General features: G+C 71.5%; 21 protein-coding genes (1 of these 21 only partly in view). 15 read left to right on the top strand and 6 right to left on the bottom strand.

All coding sequences use genetic code 11. The features are described from left to right. The 4 genes from DK412_RS18110 to DK412_RS18095 form a co-directional block, all read left to right on the top strand. Positions 1 to 1,075, top strand: the 3' portion of a protein-coding gene (locus DK412_RS18110; protein WP_109973082.1) for a CoA transferase. Its footprint begins 98 nt before the window's first position; only the last 1,075 of its 1,173 coding nucleotides appear in the window; the start codon falls outside the window, past its left edge; its stop codon occupies positions 1,073 to 1,075. Continuing rightward, positions 1,072 to 1,944, top strand: coding sequence for a CoA ester lyase (locus DK412_RS18105; RefSeq protein WP_109973081.1), 873 nt, complete (start codon positions 1,072 to 1,074; stop codon positions 1,942 to 1,944). The genes DK412_RS18110 and DK412_RS18105 overlap by 4 nt, the downstream gene beginning before the upstream one ends. Beyond that, positions 1,941 to 3,050, top strand: coding sequence for a zinc-binding dehydrogenase (locus DK412_RS18100; RefSeq protein WP_204165395.1), 1,110 nt, complete (start codon positions 1,941 to 1,943; stop codon positions 3,048 to 3,050). Before DK412_RS18105 ends, DK412_RS18100 begins: the two co-directional genes overlap by 4 nt. Before the next feature lie 293 nt (positions 3,051 to 3,343). After that, positions 3,344 to 4,369, top strand: a complete 1,026-nt coding sequence (locus tag DK412_RS18095) for a TRAP transporter substrate-binding protein (protein ID WP_109973079.1) — start codon at positions 3,344 to 3,346, stop codon at positions 4,367 to 4,369. A gap of 46 nt (positions 4,370 to 4,415) precedes the next feature. Here the strand turns inward: DK412_RS18095 and DK412_RS30265 are convergent, their stop codons facing one another. Then, a complete protein-coding gene (locus DK412_RS30265; protein WP_162596234.1) occupies positions 4,416 to 4,691 on the bottom strand; it encodes a hypothetical protein in 276 nt (91 codons plus the stop codon). Between the two features lie 436 nt (positions 4,692 to 5,127). Further along, positions 5,128 to 5,904 (bottom strand): SDR family oxidoreductase, encoded by a 777-nt coding sequence (locus DK412_RS18090; protein WP_109973078.1) that lies wholly within the window; start codon positions 5,902 to 5,904, stop codon positions 5,128 to 5,130. A gap of 183 nt (positions 5,905 to 6,087) precedes the next feature. On the opposite strand from DK412_RS18090, the gene DK412_RS18085 reads away from it, so the two are divergent. Further along, the gene (locus DK412_RS18085) at positions 6,088 to 7,683 is read left to right on the top strand and encodes an acyl-CoA synthetase (protein ID WP_109973077.1); all 1,596 of its coding nucleotides are present in this window, start codon (positions 6,088 to 6,090) and stop codon (positions 7,681 to 7,683) included. A 250-nt stretch (positions 7,684 to 7,933) separates the two neighbouring features. Then, positions 7,934 to 9,175, top strand: a complete 1,242-nt coding sequence (locus DK412_RS18080) for a DUF2252 family protein (RefSeq protein ID WP_109973076.1) — start codon at positions 7,934 to 7,936, stop codon at positions 9,173 to 9,175. Positions 9,176 to 9,184: 9 nt separating this feature from the next. Here the strand turns inward: DK412_RS18080 and DK412_RS18075 are convergent, their stop codons facing one another. Then, complete coding sequence (locus tag DK412_RS18075; protein ID WP_245447059.1) at positions 9,185 to 10,372, bottom strand: serine hydrolase domain-containing protein; 1,188 nt, start codon at positions 10,370 to 10,372, stop codon at positions 9,185 to 9,187. A 247-nt stretch (positions 10,373 to 10,619) separates the two neighbouring features. Between DK412_RS18075 and DK412_RS18070 the strand changes: the two genes are divergently transcribed. Then, positions 10,620 to 11,114: a DUF3429 domain-containing protein gene (locus tag DK412_RS18070; protein ID WP_109973074.1), complete on the top strand. Its 495-nt coding sequence runs from the start codon at positions 10,620 to 10,622 to the stop codon at positions 11,112 to 11,114. A gap of 244 nt (positions 11,115 to 11,358) precedes the next feature. Here DK412_RS18070 and DK412_RS18065 read toward each other — a convergent pair whose 3' ends face one another. After that, positions 11,359 to 12,336 carry a right-handed parallel beta-helix repeat-containing protein gene (locus tag DK412_RS18065; protein WP_162596233.1) on the bottom strand — a complete coding sequence of 326 codons (978 nt, stop codon included), beginning with the start codon at positions 12,334 to 12,336 and terminating at the stop codon, positions 11,359 to 11,361. Positions 12,337 to 12,421: 85 nt separating this feature from the next. Further along, positions 12,422 to 12,625, bottom strand: a complete 204-nt coding sequence (locus tag DK412_RS18060) for a hypothetical protein (RefSeq protein ID WP_093570838.1) — start codon at positions 12,623 to 12,625, stop codon at positions 12,422 to 12,424. A gap of 176 nt (positions 12,626 to 12,801) precedes the next feature. Here DK412_RS18060 and DK412_RS18055 point away from each other — a divergent pair, with 176 nt between their 5' ends. Further along, positions 12,802 to 13,896: an adenylate/guanylate cyclase domain-containing protein gene (locus DK412_RS18055; protein WP_109973072.1), complete on the top strand. Its 1,095-nt coding sequence runs from the start codon at positions 12,802 to 12,804 to the stop codon at positions 13,894 to 13,896. Positions 13,897 to 13,906: 10 nt separating this feature from the next. Here DK412_RS18055 and DK412_RS18050 read toward each other — a convergent pair whose 3' ends face one another. Further along, the gene (locus tag DK412_RS18050; RefSeq protein ID WP_109973071.1) at positions 13,907 to 14,371 is read right to left on the bottom strand and encodes a hypothetical protein; all 465 of its coding nucleotides are present in this window, start codon (positions 14,369 to 14,371) and stop codon (positions 13,907 to 13,909) included. Positions 14,372 to 14,690: 319 nt separating this feature from the next. On the opposite strand from DK412_RS18050, the gene DK412_RS18045 reads away from it, so the two are divergent. The 7 genes from DK412_RS18045 (at position 14,691) to DK412_RS31050 (ending at position 23,956) form a co-directional block, all read left to right on the top strand. Next, a complete protein-coding gene (locus DK412_RS18045) occupies positions 14,691 to 15,200 on the top strand; it encodes a sigma-70 family RNA polymerase sigma factor (RefSeq protein WP_109973070.1) in 510 nt (169 codons plus the stop codon). A 98-nt stretch (positions 15,201 to 15,298) separates the two neighbouring features. Next, positions 15,299 to 16,252 (top strand): FecR family protein, encoded by a 954-nt coding sequence (locus DK412_RS18040; protein ID WP_109973069.1) that lies wholly within the window; start codon positions 15,299 to 15,301, stop codon positions 16,250 to 16,252. A gap of 174 nt (positions 16,253 to 16,426) precedes the next feature. Then, positions 16,427 to 18,640 carry a TonB-dependent receptor gene (locus tag DK412_RS18035; protein WP_245447057.1) on the top strand — a complete coding sequence of 738 codons (2,214 nt, stop codon included), beginning with the start codon at positions 16,427 to 16,429 and terminating at the stop codon, positions 18,638 to 18,640. Then, positions 18,535 to 18,891, top strand: a complete 357-nt coding sequence (locus DK412_RS31060) for a TonB-dependent receptor (protein ID WP_348629404.1) — start codon at positions 18,535 to 18,537, stop codon at positions 18,889 to 18,891. Before DK412_RS18035 ends, DK412_RS31060 begins: the two co-directional genes overlap by 106 nt. Before the next feature lie 325 nt (positions 18,892 to 19,216). Continuing rightward, complete coding sequence (locus tag DK412_RS18030; protein ID WP_109975352.1) at positions 19,217 to 21,013, top strand: IucA/IucC family protein; 1,797 nt, start codon at positions 19,217 to 19,219, stop codon at positions 21,011 to 21,013. Next, positions 21,006 to 22,694: an IucA/IucC family protein gene (locus DK412_RS31055; RefSeq protein ID WP_245447053.1), complete on the top strand. Its 1,689-nt coding sequence runs from the start codon at positions 21,006 to 21,008 to the stop codon at positions 22,692 to 22,694. Before DK412_RS18030 ends, DK412_RS31055 begins: the two co-directional genes overlap by 8 nt. Further along, complete coding sequence (locus DK412_RS31050; RefSeq protein WP_245447051.1) at positions 22,691 to 23,956, top strand: AMP-binding protein; 1,266 nt, start codon at positions 22,691 to 22,693, stop codon at positions 23,954 to 23,956. Before DK412_RS31055 ends, DK412_RS31050 begins: the two co-directional genes overlap by 4 nt. Positions 23,957 to 23,962: the final 6 nt, after the last annotated feature.

Genomic DNA, 23,962 nt, shown 5'->3' with positions numbered 1-23,962 from the left:
CGATTTCGGCGCCGACGTGATCAAGCTCGAACCCGACCGGGGCGACCCGCTCCGGCACTGGCAGGACGATGGCATCCCGGCCTGGTGGAAGGTCTACGGCCGCAACAAGCGCTCGATCCGCCTCGACCTGCGCGAGCCCGAGGGCAAGGCCGCCTTGCGCCGCCTGGTGCCCACTGCCCAAGTTCTGATCGAGGGGTTCCGGCCCGGCGTGATGGAGGCGGCGGGTTTCTCGCCGGAGGTCCTGCTCGGGCTCAACCCGAAGTTGGTGATCGTCCGGGTCAGCGGGTTCGGGCAGACGGGCCCCTATGCCCAGCGCCCGGGTTTCGGTTCGCTCATCGAGGCGATGAGCGGATTCGCCGCCAAGAACGGCTTTTCCGACAAGCCGCCGGCCCTGCCGAACCTCGCGCTCGCCGACATGGTGGCGGGCCTGTCGGGGGCCTTCGCCACGCTCGCGGCCCTGCGGGTGGCGGAACGCCCGGACGGCGCCGGGCAGGTCGTCGACCTGTCGCTGCTGGAGCCGCTGCACGCGACCCTCGGGCCCGACGCCGCGATCCACCGGCTGACCGGGCGGGTGCCCTCGCGCATCGGCAACCGGGTCAGCATCACCGCGCCGCGCAACGTCTACCGCACCCGCGACGGCGAGTGGCTGGCGCTCTCGGCCTCGACGCAAGAGATGGCCGCCCGGCTGTTTCGCGCGATCGGCCGGCCCGAGATGATCGCCGACCCGCGCTTCGCCACCAACTCCGCCCGGCTCGACAATGTCGAGGAGGTCGACGCGATCGTCGGCGGCTTCATCGCCGAGCGCGATCTCGCCGACAACCTCGCCTACTTCGAGGCGGCGGAAGTCACGGTCGGCCCGGTCTACGATCCGGCGGGCTTCGCCGAGGATCCGCACGTGAAGGGCCGCGGCGTCCTCGTCGAGGTCGAAGATCCGGAGCACGGCGCGGTGCCGATGCACGCGCCCTTCCCTCGCCTGTCGCGCACGCCCGGGCGGATCCGGCGCCTCGCCCCTTCCCTCGGCCAGGACGAGGCCGACATCGCCGCCGAGATCGGCCGGACGGAGACGACCCGATGAGGCTGCGCTCCTTGCTCTTCGCCCCGGCCGATTCGGCCCGCAAGGTCGAGAAGGCTGTCGGATCGGGCGCCGACGGCGTCATCCTCGACCTGGAGGACAGCGTCGCGCCCGCCGCCAAGGACGCGGCGCGGGCGGAGGTCGTCGCCATGCTGCGCGCCCGGCCGGGCACGCTGATCGTGCGGATCAACCCGCGCGGCACCGCCTGGTACCTCGCCGACCTCGCGGCCGTCGTCGCGGCGCGGCCCGCCGCGATCCTGCTGCCGAAATGCACGGCGCCGGCCGATCTCGCGATGCTCGCCGGCCAGATCGACGTGCTGGAGGCCGCCGGCGGCGTGCCGGCCGGATCCGTCGGAGTGCTGCTGCTCGCGACCGAGACGGCGGAGTCGCTCCGGGACATGAACTATGCCGGCGTGTCGCCGCGCCTGCGCGCCCTCTGCTTCGGAGCCGAGGACCTGTCGGCGGATCTCGGCATCAGCCCGCGCCGGCCCGACGGCCGACTCGCGGCGCCGGTCGCCGCTGCCCGCGACCGGCTTCTGATCGCCGCCGCCGCGGCCGGCGTCGCGGCGGTCGACACGCCGTTTCCCGATCCCCGCGACCCCGCCGGCCTCCAGGCCGAGACCGGGGCAGCCGCCGCCGACGGGTTCTCGGGCAAGCTCTGCATTCATCCGGACCAGCTTGAGGCGGTCACCGCCGCCTTCACACCGCCGCCGGAGCGCGTCGCCTGGGCGCGCGAGGTGGTGCGGCTGCTGGACGGCAGCGGCGCGGGCGTCGCCGTCCTCGACGGCCGGATGATCGACATCGCCCACCTGAAGCTCGCGCGCCGGGTGCTCGCGATGGCGCCCGAGGGGCAACCGGGGGAACGGTCATGATGCGCTTTCCGAAGACCAGCCGCGCCGCCGTGGTGCGGCAGTTCAAGGCCCCGGTCTGCATCGAGGAGGTGCCGGTTCCCCAGGAACTGGAGCCCGGCACGATCCTGACGAAGATCGAGACCTGCTCGGTCTGCGGCACCGACGTCCATCTCTGGCAGGGCTCGCTCGCCCTCAAGGTCGATCTGCCGGTGATCATCGGCCACGAGATGGTCGGGCGCATCGTCGCGATGGGGGCCGGGACGGAGCGGGATTCGGTCGGGCAGCCCCTGCGGGTCGGCGACCGCATCACCTGGACCCACACGGCCTGCGGGCGCTGCTACTTCTGCACCGTCGCCCGCGAGCCGACCCTGTGCCAGTACAGCCGCAAGTACATGTACGAGCGGATGGACGTCGCGCCCTACCTGCTCGGCGGTTTTTCGGAGTACGGCTACGTGCTGCCGGATTCCGGCCGGGTGAAGGTGCCCGACTCGGTGCCCAACGAGCTCGCCAGCATGGCGAGCTGCGCCTTCCGCTCGGTGATGAACGCGTTCGACGTCCTCGGCCGGGTCGATCCGACCGACACGGTGGTGGTGCAGGGCGCCGGGCCCCTCGGGCTGCTCGCCACCGCGGTCGCCAAGATCTCGGGCGCGCGCCGGGTCGTCACCCTCGGCGCGCCGGAGGCGCGGCTGGCGCTCGCCCGCGACTTCGGCGCCGACGAGGTGATCTCGATCGAGACGACGAGCCACGCCGAGCGCCTCGACCGGGTCCGGGCGCTCACCGACGGGCGCGGCGCCGACGTGGTGATGGAGTTCACCGGCCACCCCGCCGCCTTCGGCGAGGGGCTCGACCTCGCCCGCCGCGGCGCCGCTTACGTCGTGGTCGGCCAGCTCGGACAGGGGACGACGACGATCGCGCCCTCGAACATCGTGGCGAAGAACCTGCGGGTGCTCGGCTCGTTCTCCGGCCAGGCCAAGGCGTACTGGAAGGCGCTGGAATTCGTGGCGAACCACCAGCACGAGGTGCCGTTCCACACGATGGTGACAGGACGCTACAGCCTCGACGAGGTCGATACGGCGTTGAACCGGATGAAGAGCTTCGAGGAGATCAAGCCGATCATCGCGTTGTGAGCAATCGGACGGTTCGCTCGACGGTCGTGACACCCTCAGTGTCATTCCGGGGCTTGCCGAAGGCAAGAGCCCGGAATCCAGAACCGCAGGTGATCCAGAACGAAGCGGCACATCTTCCGCGTGATCCTGGGCCCCCAGCGGTTCTGGATTCCGGGCTCCGCTGCGCGGCCCCGGAATGACGCGGAGAGTGGACCATCGGTTTTCGGCGAATGACACCGGCCATGTGAAATACAACCAAGAAAACACCCGCCCCGCGGCCCCCGCCGCCAACGAAAAAACCCTCAGGAGGAACGATGTCGAGCGCCCCCCTCTCGCGCCGCGCCCTGGTCGCCGGCACGCTCAGCGCCGGACTGGTCGGTTCGGCCTTTCCGCTCCGCTACGCCCGCGCCGCCGAGTTCGTGTTCAAGCTCGGTACCGACGTGCCCGAGACCCACCCGATCAACATCCACGGCCGCAAGGCCGCGGACGCCATCCGGGCACAGACCGACGGACGGGTCGATCTCCAGATCTTTTCCAACAACCAGCTCGGCGGGCAAAGCGACATGCTCTCGCAGCTGCGCTCCGGCGCGCTCGAATGCTTCGCGCTGTCGGGCGTCAACGTGCTCTCGACGATCATCCCGACCTCGTCGATCTACGGCCTCGGCTTCGCCTTCCCGGATTACGACGCGGTCTGGCGCGGCATGGACGGGCCGCTCGGCGCGCACCTGCGCGGCCAGATCGAGAAGGCCGGCTTCGTCGTCATGGAGCGGATCTGGGACAACGGCTTCCGCCAGATCACCAACAGCGTGCGGCCGATCAGGGAACCGAAGGACCTCCAGGGCCTCAAGATCCGGGTGCCGGTGAGCGCGCTCTGGACCTCGCTGTTCCGCTCGCTCGGCGCGGCGCCGACCAGCCTCAACTTCGCCGAGGTCTATTCGTCCCTGCAGACGAAGGTGGTCGACGGGCAGGAGAACCCGCCGGTGATCATCAATACCGCCAAGATCTACGAGGTGCAGAAATACTGCTCGGTGACGAACCACATGTGGGACGGCTGGTGGTTCCTGATCAACCGCCGCGCCTGGAACCAGCTGCCGGCCGACCTCAAGGACGTCTTCGCCCGCTCCGTCAACGCCGCCTGCCTGGAGGAGCGCAAGGACGTGGCCCGGCTCAACGCCTCGTTGCGCGAGGAACTGGTGGGCAAGGGCCTCGCCTTCAACGACGTCGACACCGCGCCGTTCAAGGAGGAATTGCGCAAGAGCGGCTTCTACGCGGAATGGCGCAAGAAGTTCGGCGACGAGGCGATGGGCCTGCTCGAGACCGCGGCCGGCAAGCTCGGCTAGAGCATGGTCCGACGAAGTGGATGCCGGTTCGTCGTAGACAATGCGGTCAAAACAAAAAACCTTCGGGCGCTGCAGGTGCGGCGGCGGGCGGCGCACCTTGTCGATGTCGGGCAGGTCGGCCACCTCCGGGTCGGGGGTGGCGCTCCGCTTCAGCAGCCGGATGCCGGGCCGGGACGGTGAGGTCCTGCACCTCCATGACCGTCGGGACCGCGTCGTCCCCGGGGCCGGGCAGGCTCTCGACCACGCGCATCTTGTCGAAATGCGCGGCCATCGTGTTGATCTGCGCCACGTAGGTCGCCGCGAGGCCGAGGGGGGTCCGCATACCGTCTCGGCATGCCTCGATTATGAAATTAAGATTTCAATCATATTTCTTTTTAGACAAATACTTCTTGCGAGAGCGACGATTTTTTTACTTCGATCTGATTTGCGGGCGACGTTGCTCTGGTCCTAGCGCGAGACATGATGACGATCTCGGTGGTCGGCTTGATTTGACACCTACCGACTTGTTTCTTTGCTCTTACAACGAGCCGCCTCCCCTGTCGTACATCCGGTCCCACTCCACGACGAAGATGTAAGAGGCTGGCTCGCGTGAGATGGCCGACATGACACCCTCCTGGTCATCCCGGGGCTCGCCGACGGCGAGAACCCGGGATGACGCGGCGGGTGTCTCGTTGATCGGGTCACCCCGATCAGGCTCTCGCGCCGCTGCGGTGGACCATGGCGCCCGCCACGCTGCGCGCAGCGTGGCGGGCGCGGGATCACACGACGATGGCGGCCTTCGCCCCGTCCATGGTGAGGGTCACCCCCGTGACGTAGCTCGCCTTGGCGGAGGCGAGGAAGACGACCGCCGCGGCGATCTCCTCCGGCTCGGCCATGCGCCCGAGCGGGATGCCGGCCTCCGCCCGGGCCCGGGCCTCCTCGACCGCGACGCCCTGCACGGCCGCCTCGGCCTGCATGCCCTCCGCCACCCGGTCGGTCCGGGTCAGGCCCGGGCTGACGCCGACGACCCGCACGCCGCTGCCGGCATAGGCCTGACCCAGGCCGGCGGTCGCCAGCATCAGGGCGGCGTTGGCGGCCCCGCCGGCGATGTGGGTCGGGGCCGCGACCTTGCCGCCGCTGCCGATGACGTTGACGATCACGCCCGCGCCGCGGGCGGCCATCCGCTTCACGACGGGGTCGAACATGTTGACGTAGGTGAAGAGCTTGGCGTCGAAAGCGGCCCGCCAGCGTTCCGGCGTGAGGTCCCCGGGCGGCACGCGCTTCGCCGCGCCGGCGCTGTTCACCAAAACGTCGACCGGCCCGAGCGCCGCCTCCAGGGCGTCGAGGGCGCCGAGCGCCTGGGCCGGATCGACGAGGTCGGCCGTGAAGCCCGCGACGGGACCGAGCGCGGCGCGGGCGCGGTCGAGGTTGTCGCTCGAGCGGGAGACGATCCCGACCTGCGCCCCCTCGTCGAGGAAGGCGCGGGCGCAGGCGAGGCCGATGCCCTTCGAACCACCGGTGATCAGCACCACCTTGCCGTCGAGTCCGAGTCGCATCCGCGTGTCCTCCTGTTGTCGTTCGTCCCCGCACTGTCGACGACGGCGGCCGGATCCGGAAGCGTCCTCGTCGGAAGACCGACGCGGTCGAGGGCCGGGCGCGCCCTCGCGCCCCCGCGTGACATGTCCCCGCCGCCCTGAGACAAAGGGGGACAACAACGAAGACACGAGGGAGAAACGACCATGGACCATGACGGCACCTTCGCCGGACCCGAGGCCGCGCGCGCCCGGCGCGACACGATCTCCGATGCGCTCCGCCGCACGGCACGCCGCTACCGCGAGCGCACCGCCCTGACCTTCGGCGAGCGGCGCTGGAGCTTCGACGCCCTCGACTGCGCCGTCGACCGGGTGGCTCGGGGCCTGCTGGAGGCGGGCCTGACCCGGGGCGACCGGCTCGGCGCGCTCGGGCGCAACTCGGACGCCTACCTGATCCTGTGGCTCGCCTGCGCCCGGGCCGGCCTCATCCACGTGCCGGTCAACTACGCGCTGACCGGGCGCGAGCTGCGCTACATCGTCGAGCAGTCGGGCGCCCGCGTGCTGATCGTCGATCCGGCGCTCGCCGGCAACGCCCGGGAAGCGCTGGACGAGGGAGCGGGTCCCTGGTTCGGCACCCTGTTCGGTGGCACCGACCTCGACGTGCTGCGGCTCGCGCAGGGCGACGGTGAGGTCGAGGCCGTCGACGTGCCGGTCGCCGACGAGGACGTGGTGCAGCTCCTCTACACCTCCGGCACCACTGCGGCGCCGAAGGGCGCGATGATGACGAGCCGCGGTCTCATCGCCGAGTATCTGAGCTGCGTCACCGCCCTCGATTTCGGCCCCGGCGACCGGGCGCTCGCCGCCCTGCCGCTCTACCACACCGCGCAGATGCACGCCTTCACCATGCCCCAGCTCCTCGCCGGGGCCGAGACGGTGCTGATCGAGGCGCCGGTGCCCGAGACCTGCCTGCGCCTCATCGAGGAGCACCGCCTCACCTCGTTCTTCGCGCCCCCGACCGTGTGGATCAGCCTCCTGCGCTCGCCCGACTTCGCGCGGCGGGACCTGACATCCTTGCGCCACGTCTATTACGGCGCCTCGATCATGCCGGTGCCGGTGCTCGAGGAGCTGCGCGCCCGCCTGCCCGGCGCCAAACCCTACAATTGCTACGGCCAGAGCGAGATCGCGCCGCTCGCCACCGTGCTGCGCCCCGAGGAGCACGATGCCCGCCCGGCCTCCTGCGGCCGCCCGGTCTTCAACGTCGAGACCCGGATCGTCGACGACGCGATGCGCGACGTCGCCCCGGGCGAGCGCGGCGAGATCGTCCACCGCTCGCCGCAGCTGATGGCCGGCTACTGGGACAAGCCGGAGGAGACCCGCGAGGCGTTTCGCGGCGGCTGGTTCCACTCGGGCGATGTCGGGATCATGGACGAGGCGGGCTACATCACGGTGGTCGACCGGGTGAAGGACGTGATCAAGACCGGCGGCACCATCGTGGCGAGCCGCGAGGTCGAGGAGGTGCTGTTCACGCACGCGAGCGTCTCGGAGGTGGCGGTGATCGCCCTGCCCCACCCGAAATGGATCGAGGCCGTGACGGCGGTCGTGGTGCTGCGCCCGGGCGCGCGTGCCGGGGCCGAGGAGCTGATCGCCCATTGCCGCACCGGGCTCGCGCCGTACAAGGTGCCCAAGCGCATCCTGTTCCAGGAAGACCTGCCCCGCAACACCGCCGGCAAGCTGCTCAAGCGCGAGCTGCGGACGCAATATGCGGCGCTGGACTGGCCGGGGGAGGACGGGCGGAGCGCGTGAGCGCGTCTTGGCCCAACCCGGGGTTGCCAGGTGCACACCCCGGGAGACCTCACCGGCCAGCCACCGATATGCGCGCGACCGGCTGCGGGCCGCGAGACGGCCGACCGGACCGCCGCTTTCGTCCCTGCTACGTCCGAGCCTCCATCTTCATCCACACCAGGGACGAAACGACGCGCGTTGCCCACCTGTTCTCGTGCGTTGACCGGGGCGGCCAAGGTAGCGTGTCGGCCGTGCTCACGCAGGTGATGGAATGTCCGAGATCCGGAGCTTCGGCCCGCAGGACCGCGCGGCGGTGCTGGAACGTCAGCGCACCCTGAAGATGGCGCGGTCGGCGCATGCCTACGTACGCGGCAACACCCTCAAATTCTACGAGTGGCTCGACGGCCTGCCACGCGGCACCCTCCCGGAGGGGCCCGCGGTCTGGATCTGCGGCGATTGCCATCTCGGCAATCTCGGGCCGCTCGCCGATGCCGATGGGCGGGTCGAGATCCAGATCCGCGACCTCGACCAGACGGTGATCGGCAACCCGACCCACGACCTCGTCCGCCTCGGTCTGTCTCTGGCGAGCGCGGCGCGCGGCTCGGACCTGCCCGGCGTGGTCACGGCCCGGATGCTGGAGGAGATGATCCGCGGCTACGCGCAGGGCCTCGGCGGAGGCGAACTCGGCGAACCCGGCGCCGGCGAGGCACCGCCCGAGCCGGAGGTGGTGCGCACGGTGCGCCGCCGGGCGCTGGGCCGGCACTGGAAGCAGCTCGCCCGCGAGCGGCTGAAGGACGTCGAGCCGCGGATCCCCCTGGGGCGCAAGTTCTGGGCCCTCGACGCGGCGGAGCGCGACGCCCTGCGCGAGGTGTTCGGCGAGGACGCGGTGCGCCGCCTCGTGCTGGCCCTCAACGGGCGCGACGCGGCGGCGGATCTTCGCCTCATCGACGCCGCCTACTGGATGAAGGGCTGCAGCTCGCTCGGCTTCCTGCGCTACGCCGCCCTGGTGCGGATCGAGGAGCCGGATGAGGGGCACGACAAGGGTGGGGGGCACCGCAAGGGCCGGCTGGCCCTGGTCGACCTGAAGGAGGCGGTCGCGCCCGCGGCGCCCCCGGCCCCCGGCGCCCGGATGCCCGCCGACGCCGCCGAGCGGGTCGTCGCCGGGGCGCGGGCGCTCGCGCCGAATCTCGGCGAGCGGATGCTGCCGGTGCAGCTCCTCGGCAGGCCCGTGGTGATGCGCGAGCTCGCGCCCCAGGACCTGAAGCTCGACGTCGACCAGTTCAGCCGCGAGGAGGCGGTGCGGGCTGCCCACTACCTCGCCACCGTGGTCGGCCGGGCCCATGGCCGACAGATGGACGACGACGCCTGCGCGGCGTGGCGGGCGGAGGTCACGCGCGGCTGCAACGGCGAGGCCCCGTCCTGGCTGTGGTCGAGCGTGGTCGAGCTCGCCGGGCTGCACGAGGTCGGCTACCTGCAGCATTGCCGCCTCTATGCCGACCGCCGCGCCGCCTGACGCGGGGTCCTATTGCACCAGCGCCCCGTAGAGGAGGTTCTTGAACAGGAAGCGGGTGTGCTGGCGCGTGCTCGGGCCGGCCGCGAGGAAGACGCCGACGATCCCCTCCTTGCGGTCGACCGTGAAGCTGGTGCCGCCGGCCCCGGCCCACATCGCGTCGCCCTTCGAGCCGGGGATCCAGGCCCCGCCCTCGTCGAGGCGCACGCCCCAGCCGAGGCCGAAGCCGTAGCCCGGGCCGGTGGTCGGGGTCGGCGCGCCCTCGAGCCCCTGGAGGTGGTTCGACAGCATGAACTCGACCGATTCGCGCGACAGGATGCGCGCCCCGTCGAGCTCGCCGCCATTCGCCACCATCTGGGCGAAGCGGAAGTAATCCTCGGCCGTGATGACCGCGCCGGCCCCGCCGTGGAGGTAGCGCTTGCCCGGATCCTGCTCGCTGCGGGCGAGCTTCCACAGGTCGGCCTTGAGCGGATCGGCATCGTAGGCGTCGGCGAAGCGGGCGGCCTGGTCCGGCCGGAGCTGGAAGCTCGTCTGCGTCATGCGGAGGGGCTTGAACAGGGTCTCGTCGAGGAAGCGGTCGAGGCGCTGGCCCGACACCTTCTCGACCACGAGGCCGAGGACGTCGGTGGCGACCGAGTATTCCCAGCGCGTGCCCGGCTCGTAGGCGAGCGGGATCGCGGCAAGCCGCTTGACGAACTCGTCGTTCGAGAGGTCGCCGTTCAGGCTCTCGATGTCGGCCTTCTCGTAGGCCTCCTTCATCTCCGGGAACGGCGCCGAGCCGCCATAGGTGAAGCCCGCGGTGTGGCGAAACAGGTCCCAGACCAGGATCGGGCGCTTGGCCGGCACCGCGACGCGGCTCGTGCGCCCGCGTTCGTCGCGCACCTCCGCGTAGACCTTCATCTCCTTGAATTCGGGGAAGTACTGCGACAGTGGATCGCGCAGGCCGAGCCGGCCCTGCTCGATCAGCGCGATCGCGGCGACCGCCGTGAACGGCTTCGTCATCGAGAAGCCGCGAAACACCGCGTCGCGGGTCATCGGCTTCGTCTTCGCGGAATCGAGGAACCCGTGCGCCTCGAAGTGGACGATCCTGCCGTTGCGGGCGATCAGCGTCACCGCGCCGGGGACCGTGCCCTTCTCGATCTCCCGGGTCATCGCCGGGGCGATGCGCGCCAGGCGCTCGGTCGAGAAACCTTCCTGCACAGGTGGCCCGTCCGCGGCGTGCGCGACGCCCGTCGAGCAAACATTTGCCAGAAGCACGGCCGCCAGCGGCCAAGACAGAGCGCGTTTCGCGGTCCGACCCATCTCTGTTCCTCCCGATTTTTGCAGGCAGCATAGAGGGGCGAACGCCGATGGGCCAGACGGTCGGGCGGCGGCGATCGTCGTCCCATGCTGTCGCGACGGGCGCGTCGCGCCGTTAGGGAGGAGTTCGGCGGGAGACAGGAAGACCATGCAGGACGATTCGACCGGGCGCATTCTCACCATCCACGAGCCCCGGGCGGTGCCGTGGCTCAGCGTCGCCCTGGGCTTCGGACCGATGCTGCCCTTCGTGGCCGGCGCGGCCGCATCCTGGACGCTCGGGGGCGAGCCGGGCGAGGCGGCGGTCACGCTGACGCTGCTCTGGGCCTGCGCGATCCTGCTGTTCTTCTCCGGGGTCTGCCGCGGGGTCAGCTTCCGCACCGAGGGCGGGGCGACCGTGATGCAGATCGCCACGATGCTGGCGCTGTTCGTCCTCGGATTCGGAGCCCTGCTGGCGGTGGCCCTGAGCCGCACCGGACTCGCCGCCGGGCTGCTGATCGCCGGCTACGGCGCGGTCGCGGTGCTCGATCCGATCGCCGCCCGGCGCGGCGAGGCGCCCCTGTTCTTCGCGCGGTTGCGCCCGGTCCAGATGCCGGTCGCGATCGCGAGCCTCGCGGCGATCCTGGTTCTGGTCGCGCGCGCGTGAGAGCTCATACCAACGGTCGTCGAAGACGACCTTTGGTTCCGTTCTCGAATTTTCGCCAAGCCTTTGACCTGGTGTCGAGAATGCGAGATGGGTCAACGGCCTCGTCGATCTCGGGCCTGCCCGAGATCGACCTTGATGCGTCAGCATCTTGGTGTCTCTCGCAAAACTCCCGATCGCCGTTGTCGCTCGCTGTGGCGGCGTCAGCGCGGCGGGAGTTTTGTGAGGTGCACTTAGGCCGTTCGTATCACTCGACCGTGTTGGGCGCGACGACGTTGCCGGTGCCGTTGTCGGCATTGTCGAGGCTGCTGCCGAAGGGATAGCCGGCATCCTCGCCGCAGGTCAGCCGCCAGCCGTTGCGGGAATTGACCACGATCGGCGCGGCCTGGAAGAAGCCGCTGGTCCGGAAGGTGTTGCCGGTGATGACGTTGTCGGAAGGAGTCTGGTGGCGGACCGTGCCGCCCTCGCCGCAATTGCGGTAGAGGCGTAACCCCCCCTGGCCGCGCAGGGTGAAGCGGTTGCCGGTGATGCGGTTGCGGGCCGAGCCGTCGACGGCGACGAGCTCGCGCGCCGTCTCGGTCTCGACATCGTTGTCTTCGATGCGGTTCTCGGCGCTCTCGGCGTCGAGGTAGAGCGCCGTCGAGACCGAGCGGCCGGCGAGCCGCGAGCCGCGCAACGTCACTCGGGTGACGCCGGGGCCGAGGTAGAGCGGGATCGGTCCGGCGGCGACGATGGTCGTGTCGGTGATCGTCACGTCGGTCGGGCTGGCGGCTTGCGCGCGCGCGGTATGGCCGAGGCTGTGCGAGGATTCGCGCAGGAGCGGGCCCTGCCCGTTCTCGGCCATGCCCCAGATCCGGACGTGGCCGAAGACCTGGCAATCGCGGATGCGGATGTCGGACGGGCGATCCCAGCCTTCGCCCGGGCGGGAGGGCGGCCGGGAGCGGATCGCGATCGTGTAGGCACCGAGATGCGCGTCCTCGCCCGGGCGACCGAGGCTGGCGCCGGCGCAGTCGAGGGTGAGGCCCGACGCCGCCGCGCCCTCGATCACGATGCGCTTGCGCACCCGGTCCCCCGGCGCGAGGCGCACCGAGCAGGTGAGCCGCACCTCGTCGTCCCCGGGCATCGGCGGCGCCAGCAGGCGCGCGCGGGTGGCCGCCTCGCAGGGCGCCGCCGCGGCGTGACGCACCAGGGCGGGCGGATCGGGCGGCGGCGGGGCGAACGGCATCGGATCGCTCACGCGAAAACGGGCGAGGCCCGTGCGGCCTCGCCCGTTTTCGACGTCCGATTGAGACGTGACGTGGTGCCGGCGCTTACCAGCGCCCGCTGCCCGCGGAGTGCATGCTGCGCTCCACCGCGGCGAGCGCGCTGGCCTCGGCCTTGGCTTCCGTCGGATGCGGGCGGTCAGAGCGCTCGACCAGCTTGCCGTTCCGGCGGATGGCCCACTGGAACTGCCCGGCGGGCTTCGTGATGGGGGAGATTTCGATGGTGTAGGGAGTGGAAGTGCTGTCTGCCATGAGCCCCATATAGGGCGTGGTCGTCCCCCTTTCCACCCCGTACCGGGTGGGAGGTGCGCGAGGACTGCATGGCCGGGGCGTGCACGGCGATGTGATCCGCACTACGCGGTGAGCGGGAGGAGGCGGGGCGCGAGACCTGCTATTTCTCGCCGGCGAGGCGCGAGCGAGGAGCCCCGATGTCGTCACCCGTTGCGCCCGCCGAGGCCCCGGCCCGCCCTGTGCCGCAAGGCGCGGCCGTGCCTCCGCTCCGGGCCCGGTTCTGGTTCGTGGCGCCGGCCATCGGGGCGCTCGCCGGCCTGCTCTACGGCCTGGCCTTCGGCGTCGAGCCGTTCGTCGCGGTGGTCCGGGGCGTCTTCATCGGCGCGCCCCTGATGCTCTACGAGCGCGGCCTGATGCTCCGGCGCTGGCGCGCGCTGACGCGCCGGGCCGCGACCCCGCTCTTCGCCGTCGCGACGCTGGCGACCTACGTCGCGATGATCGTGCTGGGCAACGCCGTCGCCGGCACGGTCCTCCACCGCGGCTTCGGCGTCATGACCGATGCCCGCAGCGCGATGATGATGACGGAGACGGGCTTCGCCTACGCGCTCGGGATCTCGGCGCTCGCCACCTTCGTGTTCCGCGTCCGCGACCTGATGGGACCGCGCGTCTTCGCGAGCCTGCTCGTCGGCCGCTACCACCGCCCGATCACCGAGGAGCGCATCTTCCTGTTCCTCGACGTCGCGGGCTCGACGCGCTTCGCCGAGGAGCACGGCGACCTCGCGGCCCAGAGCTGGCTCGGGGCGATCTTCGCGGCTCTGGCCCTGCCGGTGCACCGCGCCCGCGGCTCGATCGACGATTACGTCGGCGACATGGCCCTGGTGAGCTGGTCGATGGACAGGGGCACGCGGGACGCGGCCTGCCTGCGCTGCGTGTTCGACTTCGTCCGCACGATCGAGGCCGACAGGGAGAGCTGGGTCGCGCGGTTCGGCGCAGTGCCGGCCTTCCGCGCCGCCCTGCATTGCGGCCCGGTGGTGACCGCGGAGATCGGCCTGGAGCGGCGCAAGATCGCCTATTTCGGCGACGCGCTGAACACGACGAGCCGGCTCGAAGGGCTGGCGAAGGAACTCGACGTGCCGGTCATCGTCTCGGGCGATCTTCTGGACCGCTTGGGCACCCTGCCCGGCGATCTCCGGGCGGCGGATCTCGGCCTGCGCCCGGTGCGCGGCCGCAAGGAGCCGCTGCGGATCGCGGCGGTGCGGGAGGCCGGGCGCGCCGGGGCGGCGGCGCGGTGAACACTGTTCCTCAAGCACCCTCCCGTCGCTCGGCCGATGCCACCACGGCCGCCGCGAGCGCGACCGCCGCCGCATCCTCGGCGAAACCGTAGGCGCGACCGGCCGCATGGCGGGAATCCGGCCCGCGCGCGGCGCGGCCGAGGAGCGTGCCGGCCGCCGCGCCGGCGAGGCCCGCCAGCGCACCGGCCTCCGGCGCGGCGCGCCGCCCGGCCAGCGCCCAGCCGCCGACGGCCCCGATGACGAGCCGCAGCGCGAAGGACGGCGGGATCCGCCGGTCGGGCGCGAACGGCATCTTGTCGCCGGCGATCTCGGCGAGCGCCGCCGCGACGGCGAGGCTCCGTGCGGCGGGCCCGGACGGGATGATGGTGCCCCGGGTCCGCCCCTCGGCGGAAGCGACCGTCAGTGCGGCGCAGGCCGTCATGCTGCGCAGGCCCGCGACGAACCCGATTCCGAACGAGGCGCCGTGATCCCGCATGATGCCGTCTCCCTTCTCGTACCGCGAGGGACAAGGCGCCGCCGGCGCGGCGTGTTCCCGTCACGGCCAGGCCGATCGTGGCATTCCTGCACCAGGCCGAGGATTTTCCCGCGCCGGTCTTCGTCCGGCCGCCCGGCGGGGCGGGCTTCGTTGCCGAACATTTCCGGCAGAAACACAACGGCTTGCGCCGAGTCACCTCCCGCAGTTTAGAACTGGACGTAATACGATGAAGATCTCACCCTACGACAAGCGCTTGTGCGATCGTATTCAAGATGATTGATTGATCAAGGTCCAGTTTAGATAAGTTCGGAGTTGGGGCATGCAGGCGGTCTCGATCGATGCGCTGCATCGGGGCGACGGTGCGAGGCTGCGGCGATTCCTGACGCGCCGGCTCGGCAATCCGGCCGACGCGGCTGACGCCCATCAGGAAACCTACCTCCTGATGCTCGCGGCGCTCACCCGGACCAACATCGAGCAGCCCTCCGCCTTCCTGTTCCAGATCGCCAGCAACGTGGCGCGCCGGATGCGCAACCGGCAGCGGTTGGAGGGCCGGATCTTCCAGCCGGTCAGCGACGAGGACTGGACCAGCCTGGCCGACGGCCACGCTCTCCCGGAGCAGCAGGCGATGGCCCGCCAGGATCTTCGGCGGCTCGCTGCCGCCATCGACGAATTGCCGCCGCGCTGCCGGGAGGCGTTCCTCCTCGCGCGCATCGAAGGGCTGCCGAACGGCGAGGTGGCGGCGCGGCTCGGCGTCAGCCGGAACATGGTCGAGAAGCACCTGATCAAGGCGCTCCTGCATTGCCGCCGCCGCTGCGGCGATCTTTTCTAAAGAACACGTCAGGATTCCGGCGCCCCGTCGATCATAAGGGATCGAGGCTCGCATCCCCGGATCGTCCGGGATCGGCGGGCCCCGCGAGGGAGCCGGCCTTGGCCATCGACGACGGGACCGGTGCGCATCATCCGGACGAGGAGGATCCGATCGACGAGGCGGCGGCCGGCTGGGTCGTGCGCCTCGCCTCCTCCGACGCGACCGAAGCGGACCGCGCCGCGTTCGACGCCTGGCTCGCGGCCGATCCGGTCCACGCGGCGGCCTTTGCCGAGATGGATGCGCTGTGGCGCCAGCTCGGTCACCTGCCGGAGCGGGCTTCCGTCCGCCGGAGCCAGAAAGGTCCTGCCGGCCTTGCCGCGATTCTCGTGCTGGGAGGAGCCCTGGCCTTCCAGGCCGGGCTCGCCGACTGGCTGCGCTCCGACCTGTGGAGCGGAATCGGCGACATCGCCCACGCGACCCTGCCCGACGGGAGCCGCGTCGACCTCAATACCGGCACCGCCCTCGCCCTGCATTTCTCCGGCACCGAGCGCCGGGTGTCGCTCCTGCGCGGCGAGGCGGTGTTCGACGTCGCCCGCGATCCCGCCCGGCCCTTCGTCGTCGAGGGGGGTGGCATCAGCGTCCGGGCGGTCGGCACGGTGTTCTACGTCCGCGTCGACGGCGCCGCGCAGCCGGTCGGCGTCGCCGAGGGCCGGGTCGATGTCGCGGCGGCAGGCCGGCACGTCGCGGTGTCGGCCGGCGAGGCGTTTCGCGAGGGCCCGGCGGCCGGCGGCGCCAACGTGGACGTGGCAAAGGCGGACGTCGCCCGCGCGATGGCGTGGCGCGACGGGCGCCTGACCGTCTCCGGCGAGCGCCTGTCCGACGTGCTGGCGGAACTCGGGCGCTACCGCCGCGGGCGCATCGTCCTGCTCGACCGCCAGGCCGGCGAGCGGCGCGTCACCGGCGCCTTCGACCTGCGCGACACCGACGAGGCCCTCGACGCCCTCGCTGCCGGCCTGTCCCTGCGCGTGACCCGGCTCACGCCGCTCCTGGTCCTTGTCGGCTCGCCCGTCTGAAAAATTTTTTCCGGAAAATGCACGATCCGACGTCAGGAGATCGCCGCCCCGTTGATCTCAAGCCCATGAAGGGACGAGAGCGCGCGAACACGCCGCCCCCCTTCGCGCAGACGGACGGGGTGGTCGGACATGGTGGCGCGCAAGCGTAGGGTTCAGTGCGGACGGTTGGCCGGGATGGCGCTCGCCGGCGCGTCGGTGCTGGTGATGGCAACAGCGGCGGCTCGGGCCGACGACGCCGTCGCCCTGTCGATCCCGAACGGACCGCTCGAACCGGCCCTCGTCCGCTTCACCGAGCAGGCCAAGGTCAAGCTCGTCTACGGGACCGACCTGACCCAGGCCCTGACGACGACCGGCCTCGAGGGCACGTTCCAGCCGCTCGAGGCGCTGGGCCGGCTCCTCGATGGAACGGGCCTGAGCTATCGACGGGTGAGCCCGTCCACCCTCACCCTGGTCAATCCGCGCTACGCCCAGCTCGGGGGAAAGCCCGAGGAGACGGTGCGGCTCGACGAGATCGTCGTCGAGGGCCGCCCGGCGGGCGGGCCCGCGGCCGCCGGCGACGGGGGGCGGGGCCTGCCGCCGCCGACCGGGACGGTGGGGCAGCCCCTGCCCCCCTTCGCCGGCGGCCAGGTCGCCACCGGCGCCCGGGTCGGCCTTCTCGGCAACCGCTCGGTGCTGACGACGCCGTTCAACGTCACCGGCTACACCGAGAAGCTGATCCAGGACCAGCAGTCGCGCTCGCTCGCCGACGTGGTTCTGAACGATTCCTCGGTGCGCAACGACGCGCCGCCGTTCAGCGAGCGCGATTCGTTCTTCATCCGCGGCTTCTCGGTCGTGAACCTCGACGTGGGCTTCGACGGCCTGTTCTACCTCGCCAATCCGCGGCGGGTGTTCACCGAGGGCGTGGAGCGGGTCGAGATTCTGAAAGGTCCGTCCGCCTTCCTCAACGGCGGCACCGGCCGCGTCGGCGGCACGATCAACCTGATTCCCAAGCGGGCCTACGACGAGCCGCTGACGCGTCTCACCACCACGTATCTCAGCGATTCGCAGGTCTGGACCCACGCCGATCTCGGCCGCCGCTTCGGCCCGTCGAAGGAGTGGGGCGTGCGCACCAACCTCTCCTATCGCAACGGCAGCACGCCGCTGGACAAGAACGCCATCGAGGTCGGCGTCGCGACGCTAGGCCTCGATTACCGCGGCGAGCGCCTGCGCGCCTCGCTCGACCTCGTCCACAACAGCCAGAACATCACGGCGCCGACCTCGCTCTTCAACTCGGTCTCCCCGAACATCCCGATCCCGCGGGCGCCGAACAACCGCCTCAACACGTCGAGCTCGCTCGAATACATCGACACCCGCCAGAACATGGCCGCGGGCCGGGTCGAGTACGACATTCTGCCCGACACGACGATCTACGCGGCCGGCGGCGTGAGCCGCTACAACGAGGACTTCCTCACCTCGTTCTACCAGGTGACGAGCCTGACCGGCCAGGCGACCAACACCCTCTCGATCCAGCCGCAGGAGATCCAGGGGCTCACCGGCGAAGTCGGCCTGCGCACGAAGTTCCAGACCGGCATGCTCGGCCACTACCTGACCGTCTCGGCGGTCGAGGCAAACAACCGGAACTACCGCGGCGGCTTCGTCCAGCCGGCCCTGCCGGCCCCCTTCCAGACCAACATCTACGATCCGATCCACCTGGCGCGCGGCTCAGTGAACACCCGGCTGCTGCCGCGCTCCGACAACCGGCCGCTGTTCACGGAATTGAGCGCCCGCAGCGTCGGCATCGCCGACACCCTGTCGCTCGGCGAGGACCGCTTCCTCCTGACCCTGGGCGGCCGGTTCCAGGAGATCGATCAGCAGAGCTACAACACCACCCTGGGCCCGAGCCTGGGCAACCTGTCCTCGAACTACCAGCGCGGCCGGTTCAGCCCCGCCATCGCGGCGGTGTTCCGCCCGAACGACAACCTGTCGTTCTACGGCAACTACATCGAGGCGCTGGAGCCGACGGCGACCGCACCGGTCGCGGCGATCAACGCCAACGAGGTCTTCCCGCCCGCGGTCAGCCGGCAGCAGGAGATCGGCGCCAAGTACGATTTCGGTACGTTCGCGGTCACGGCGTCGCTGTTCGAGATCGAGCAGCCGAACGCCTTCACCGACCCTGCCACGCGGCGCTTCTCGGTCAGCGGCCTGCAGCGCAACCGCGGCGCCGAACTCTCGGTGTTCGGTGAGCCGCTCCCGGGGGTGCGGCTGCTCGGGGGGTCACCTTCCTCGACGGGCGGCTCGTCAACATCGCGAACCGCCAATTCAACGGCAACGTCGCCCCCGGCGTCCCCGACGTGGCGTTCAACCTCTACGGCGAGGTCGACCTGCCGCCGTGGCTCGCCCCCGGCCTGACGCTGACGGGGCGGGCCATCTACACCAGCGGCCAGTTCTACAACCAGGCCAACACGCAGCGGGTACCCGACTGGACGCGCTTCGATGCCGGCCTGCGCTACACCTTCGAGGGCGCCTCCGGGAAGCCCGTGACGGTGCGGGCCATCGTCGAGAACGTGTTCGACAATTCCTACTGGGCCTCGGCCGCCCGCGGCTTCCTGGCGGTGGGGGCGCCGCGCACGGTCATCGTCTCGGCGACAGTGGATTTCTGAGTAAGACGGCAGGGGGGAACGACCCGGAGGCGGTCCTTCCCCCCTCCCTGCACGATGACGCCTGCGCGCCGCTCAGCATTCGATCTGCGACATCCGGAGTGACGGCCGCCGTTTCGAGTTTTTTTGTTTTCATAATAGTTCAAATCTGTGCATCTATGCACGGAATATCGGCATATTTTCTTGACTCTTGCCTGTCGTGCGAGCGATAGACCCGGACCCGAAGCGATCCGGTGCATCCGAGCGGGCGATCCGGCTCCGCCGGGCATCGGCGCCCCTGCACACACCGAAATTCCCCAACCGGAGGCCGGAGCGAGGCTTGGTCGACATGCCGCAACCGTCTGAAGCCGTCGCCGAGGCGGCGGCGTTCCGCAGCTTCGCCAACGGCTACCTGCGCGAGATCGATCCCGGCATCCCGGTGCGCCATGCGCTGCCCGACGGGCCGCCCGCCTCATGCGTCGAGTGGCAGCTGCGCGACCAGCGCGTCGCGATCCGGGCCGAGATCGTCGCGCCCTCGCTCTGCGGCGCTCAAGGCTTCGGCCGGCTGTGGACCCGCCACCTTCACGAGCCGCGCTGGCGCCCGGTCGCACCGATGCGGGCGCTGCAGGACCTGCTCGGCGAGGCCTATGCGCGCTGCGACGAGGCCGGCGGGACCAAGGCGCGCGCGCGCGAACTGGAGCTGCTCGGGCGGGTGCTCGACAGCTACCGCGAGACCGCGCGCCAGCTCGACCTCGCGGCGCAAGCCCCCGGCGGGACGGAGGATTTCATCGCGGCCGAGCGCGCGCTCGTCTTCGGCCACTGGCTGCACCCGACGCCGAAGAGCCGCCAGGGCCTCACACCCTGGCAGGCCCGCGCCTACGCGCCCGAGGAGGGCGGGACGTTCCGCCTCGCGGTCTTCGCCGCCGACGCCGCCCGGGTGCGGCACGATTCGGCGGTGGCCCGCTCCGCTCCGGAGATCGCCCGCGACCTCCTCGGGGCGGAGGCCGGGCGCCTGCCCCTGCGCCCCGGCGAGATCGCCCTGCCGATGCATCCGCTCCAGGCCGAGGCGCTGCTGCTGACGCCGGCCGTCGCCGCGCTGGTGGAGGCGGGCCACCTGAGGCTGCTCGGCGCCTTCGGCCCGCGTTTCACCGCGACCTCGTCCCTGCGCACGGTCTATGCGCCGGACAGCGACTGGATGGCGAAGTTCTCGCTGCCCGTCACCCTCACCAACTCGCTGCGGGTGAACCGGAAGGCCGAATTGGAGGCCGGGGTCGCGGTGGCGCGGCTGCTGGCGCGGAGCGGCGGCGCCGAGCATCCCGCCTTCCGGATCGTCGCCGACCCGGCCTGGATGACGCTGGACCTGCCCGGCCACCCCGAGAGCGGCTTCGAGACGGTGTATCGCGAAAACCCGTTCCGGGACGGGGCGGAGCGCGGCGTCGCGACCGTCGCGGCGCTGACCGCCGAGCCGGTACCGGGCCGTCCCTCGCGGCTCGCGACCCTGCTGCGACGGGTCGGCGGCACGGACCTCGCCCAGGCGGATCTCGCCCATGCCGGCCGGACCTGGTTCAGCCTCTATCTCGATTGCATGCTGGAACCGGTCGTCGCCCTCTACGACCGGCACGGCATCGCCCTGGAGGCCCACCAGCAGAACGCGCTCCTCGACGTCGCCGCCGGCTGGCCGCGCCGGGGCTTCTACCGCGACAACCAGGGCTTCTACCTGTCGGAGGACGCCCGCCCGCGGATCCAGCGCCTGGTACCGGAGACCGGCACCATCCCGTCGCTCTTCTTCGACGACGACGAGATCCGCCGGCGCCTCGCCTATTACCTCGTGGTGAACCAGGTCTTCTCCGTGGTGGCCCGGATGGGCCATGACGGGATCGTCCGGGAGGAGGTGCTCCTCGACGACCTCGCCCGCCGGCTGGAGACGATCGCCCGGCGCATGACCGGTCCGGGCCGGGCCTTCGCCCGCTCGGTCCTGGACGGGCCGACCCTCTGCACCAAGGCGAACCTGCGCGTGCGCCTCGCCGACCGCGACGAGCTGGCCTCGGCCGACGGCGCCGGCACCTATATCGACATGCCGAACCCGCTCCGGCATTGGGCACGGCAGGGCGCGTCCGGCCGTGTTCCGGCGTCCCGGCATGCTTGAGCCGCCGGACGACCGCGTGCTGCGGCAGCTCGCGGAGGCGGTCCTGTTCGAGGGCCTGAGCGACACCCCGGCGGAGGTCGCGCCCGGCGCTTGCCCCCTGCACTGGCGCCTCGGTGGGCGGAATTTCCGTGCCCCCGGCGACGTCGGCCCCTTCGGCCGCCCCCGCCTCGCCGGGCCGGTCGAGGTCGCGGCGGAGGGCGGGTGGCAGGCGGCCCGGCTCGCGGACCTGGTCGAGGCCCTGCCGGCCCCTCCGGAGCACCGCGAGCGCCTGCTCGCGGAGCTCCGGCAGACGGTCGCGCTCTGCCGCTGGAACGCCGAGTCCCTGCCGGCGCAGGAGCGCCGCGCCCTGCCCTTCGCGGCGCTCGACGGCGCCCTCTCGGAGGGCCACCCCTATCACCCCTGCTTCAAGGCCCGCACCGGCTTCGGCCTCGACGACCATGCCGCATACGGGCCGGAAGCCGGGCGCGCCTTCCGCCTCGACTGGCTCGCCCTGCCCCGCTTCCTGGTGACCGCCTCGCTGCCGGGCGACGAGGACGGGTTCTGGCGCGCGGTACTCGGGCCGGATTGGGACGGGCTGGTGGAGCGCCTGCGCGCGGCCGGCCATTCCCCGGTCTCGCACGCGATCATCCCGGTCCATCCCTGGCAGATGCGCCACCTCGCGGGACAAGAACCCTGGCGCTCCCGGCTGGCGGCGGGCGAGGCCGTCGCGCTTGGGACGGCCGGTCCGCGCTACCGGGCGAGCCAGTCCCTGCGCACGCTCCACGCGTGCGACGACCCGCTTGCGCCGAGTGTAAAGCTGTCCCTGAGCGTCGTCAGCACGTCGAGCCTGCGGATCCTCGATCCCGCCTTCGTCCCGACCGCGCCGGCGCTCTCGGACTGGCTCGCCCGGATCGTCGCCGGCGACCCGTCTCTCTCCGGGATGACGATCCTGCGCGAGTACGCCGCGATGATCGCCGACCGGGACGGCCGGCTGGCGGCGATCTGGCGCGAGAGCCCTGTCCTGGCGCCCGGCGAGGCCGCCTTGCCGCTCAACGCGCTCTGCGCCCTTGAGCCGGACGGCCGCACCTTCGTGGCGCCCTGGCTCGATCGTTACGGCCTCGCACCCTGGCTCGACCGGCTGGTCGAGGTGGCGGTGCTGCCGGTCTGGCACCTCCTGGTGGCGCACGGCGTGGCGCTCGAGGCGCACGGCCAGAACATGATCCTGGTGCACCGCGACGGCTGGCCCGAGCGGGTGATGTGCCGTGATTTCCACGAGAGCGCCGAATACGCGCCCGACTTCCTCCGCGACGTGCCCCCGGTGCCGGATCTCGGCGCCATCGACCCGGCTCATGCCGGGCCGCCGGACGACCGCTTCCACGCCATGCGGGCGGCCGCCACCCTCGCCGAATTGGTGACCGACAGCCTGTTCGTCTTCAACCTGAGCGAGATCACCCATCTCCTCGCCCGCCGGCACGGGCTCGACGAGGCCGGATTCTGGGACGGGCTCGGCCGGTGCCTGCGCCGCCACGCGGCCGAGCACGGGCTGGAGGACCGGCTCGCCCGGCTGGAAGTGGCGGTGCCCTGCCTGCGGGTGGAGGCGCTGCTCGCCCGCAAGCTCGGCCTCGGCGAGGCGCATGGCAGCCACCTCGCGCCCAATGCCCTCTTCCCTCCTCTCTCCCCCCTCCTGCGGACAGGCTCATGATCGAGATCGACGGACGCATCCTCGCGGCGGAAGAGATGGCGGCGACGCTCGCGCATGTCACCGAGCGCGCCCGCCTGCGGGCCGGCAGCGGCGAACGGGTCGCCGCGCGGTTCCGCGACACCGCGTCGAGCCTCGCCTTCATCCTGGCCGCCCGCCGGGCCGGCGCGACCGTGCTGCCGATCCATCCGGCCCTGCCGGATGACGGCGCCCGGCGGCTCGCCGCCCGGGCCGGCTGCCACCGGGTCTTCCTCGACGATCTCGACGGCGAGAGCCTCGACGACGCCCCGCCCCCGGTGCCGGGCGAGGGCCACCTGCTCCAGATGAGCTCCGGCACGACCGGGGAGCCGAAATGCATCGCCCGCCCCTGGAGCGCGGTCGAGCGCGAGATCGAGAGCTACGTCGCGGCCTTCGCCGAGCCGGAGGGGATGACGCCCGTCATCGCCTGCCCGATCACCCATTCCTACGGGCTGATCTGCGGCCTGCTCGTGGGCCTGCGCCGCGGCCGGGCGCCCCTGGTGCTCGATACCGGCAACCCGAAGTACCTGCTGCGCCGCCTGCGCGAGACCGAGCGACCGCTGCTCTACACCTCGCCCGCCATGCTGCACACGCTCGCGCGGCTGATGCCGGAGGGCGAGCGCCTCCATGCGGCGATGACGTCCGGCACGCTTTTGCCCGCGCCCTGGTTCGCCGCCATCCGGGCCCGGGTGGAGCACCTCTTCCAGCAATACGGCTGCTCGGAGGCCGGCTGCATCGCGGTGAACCCCGACCTGCGACGGGCGGACGCGATCGGCTATCCCCTGCCGCATCATCGCGTCCAGGCGGGCGTGAGCGCCGGCGCGCCCGAGGAGATCGTGGTCGGCAGCGGCGGCGCCACGGTCCGCACCGGCGACCTCGGCTACCGGCTGCCCGACGGCATGCTGATCTTCGTGTCCCGCCGGAGCGACACGATCAACGTCTCGGGCCTCAACGTCTATCCGGGCGAGGTCGAGGACGTGGTGATGGCGATGCCGGGCATCACCGATGCGGTGGCCTTCGCCCGGGCCGATCCCTTCGCGGGCGAACGGGTGACGCTCCTGTTCAGCGCCGAGGCGCCGGTGCCGCCGCGCGCGCTCCAGGACTGGTGCCGCCGCTTCCTCGCCGGCCATCAGGTCCCGGTCGAGGCCTTGCAGGTCGCCGCCATCCCGCGCCAGGCCAACGGCAAGATCTCCCGCCGCGAAGCCGCCGAGCGCTACCGCAGCGGCGCCCTGGAGGCGGTGTCGTGATCTCCA

The sequence above is a fragment of the Methylobacterium sp. 17Sr1-1 genome, from assembly GCF_003173775.1.
In the GTDB taxonomy this organism is placed as follows: domain Bacteria; phylum Pseudomonadota; class Alphaproteobacteria; order Rhizobiales; family Beijerinckiaceae; genus Methylobacterium.
The sequence above is the reverse complement of the archived record's forward strand: the minus strand, read 5'-3'. Positions and strand labels throughout refer to the sequence as shown.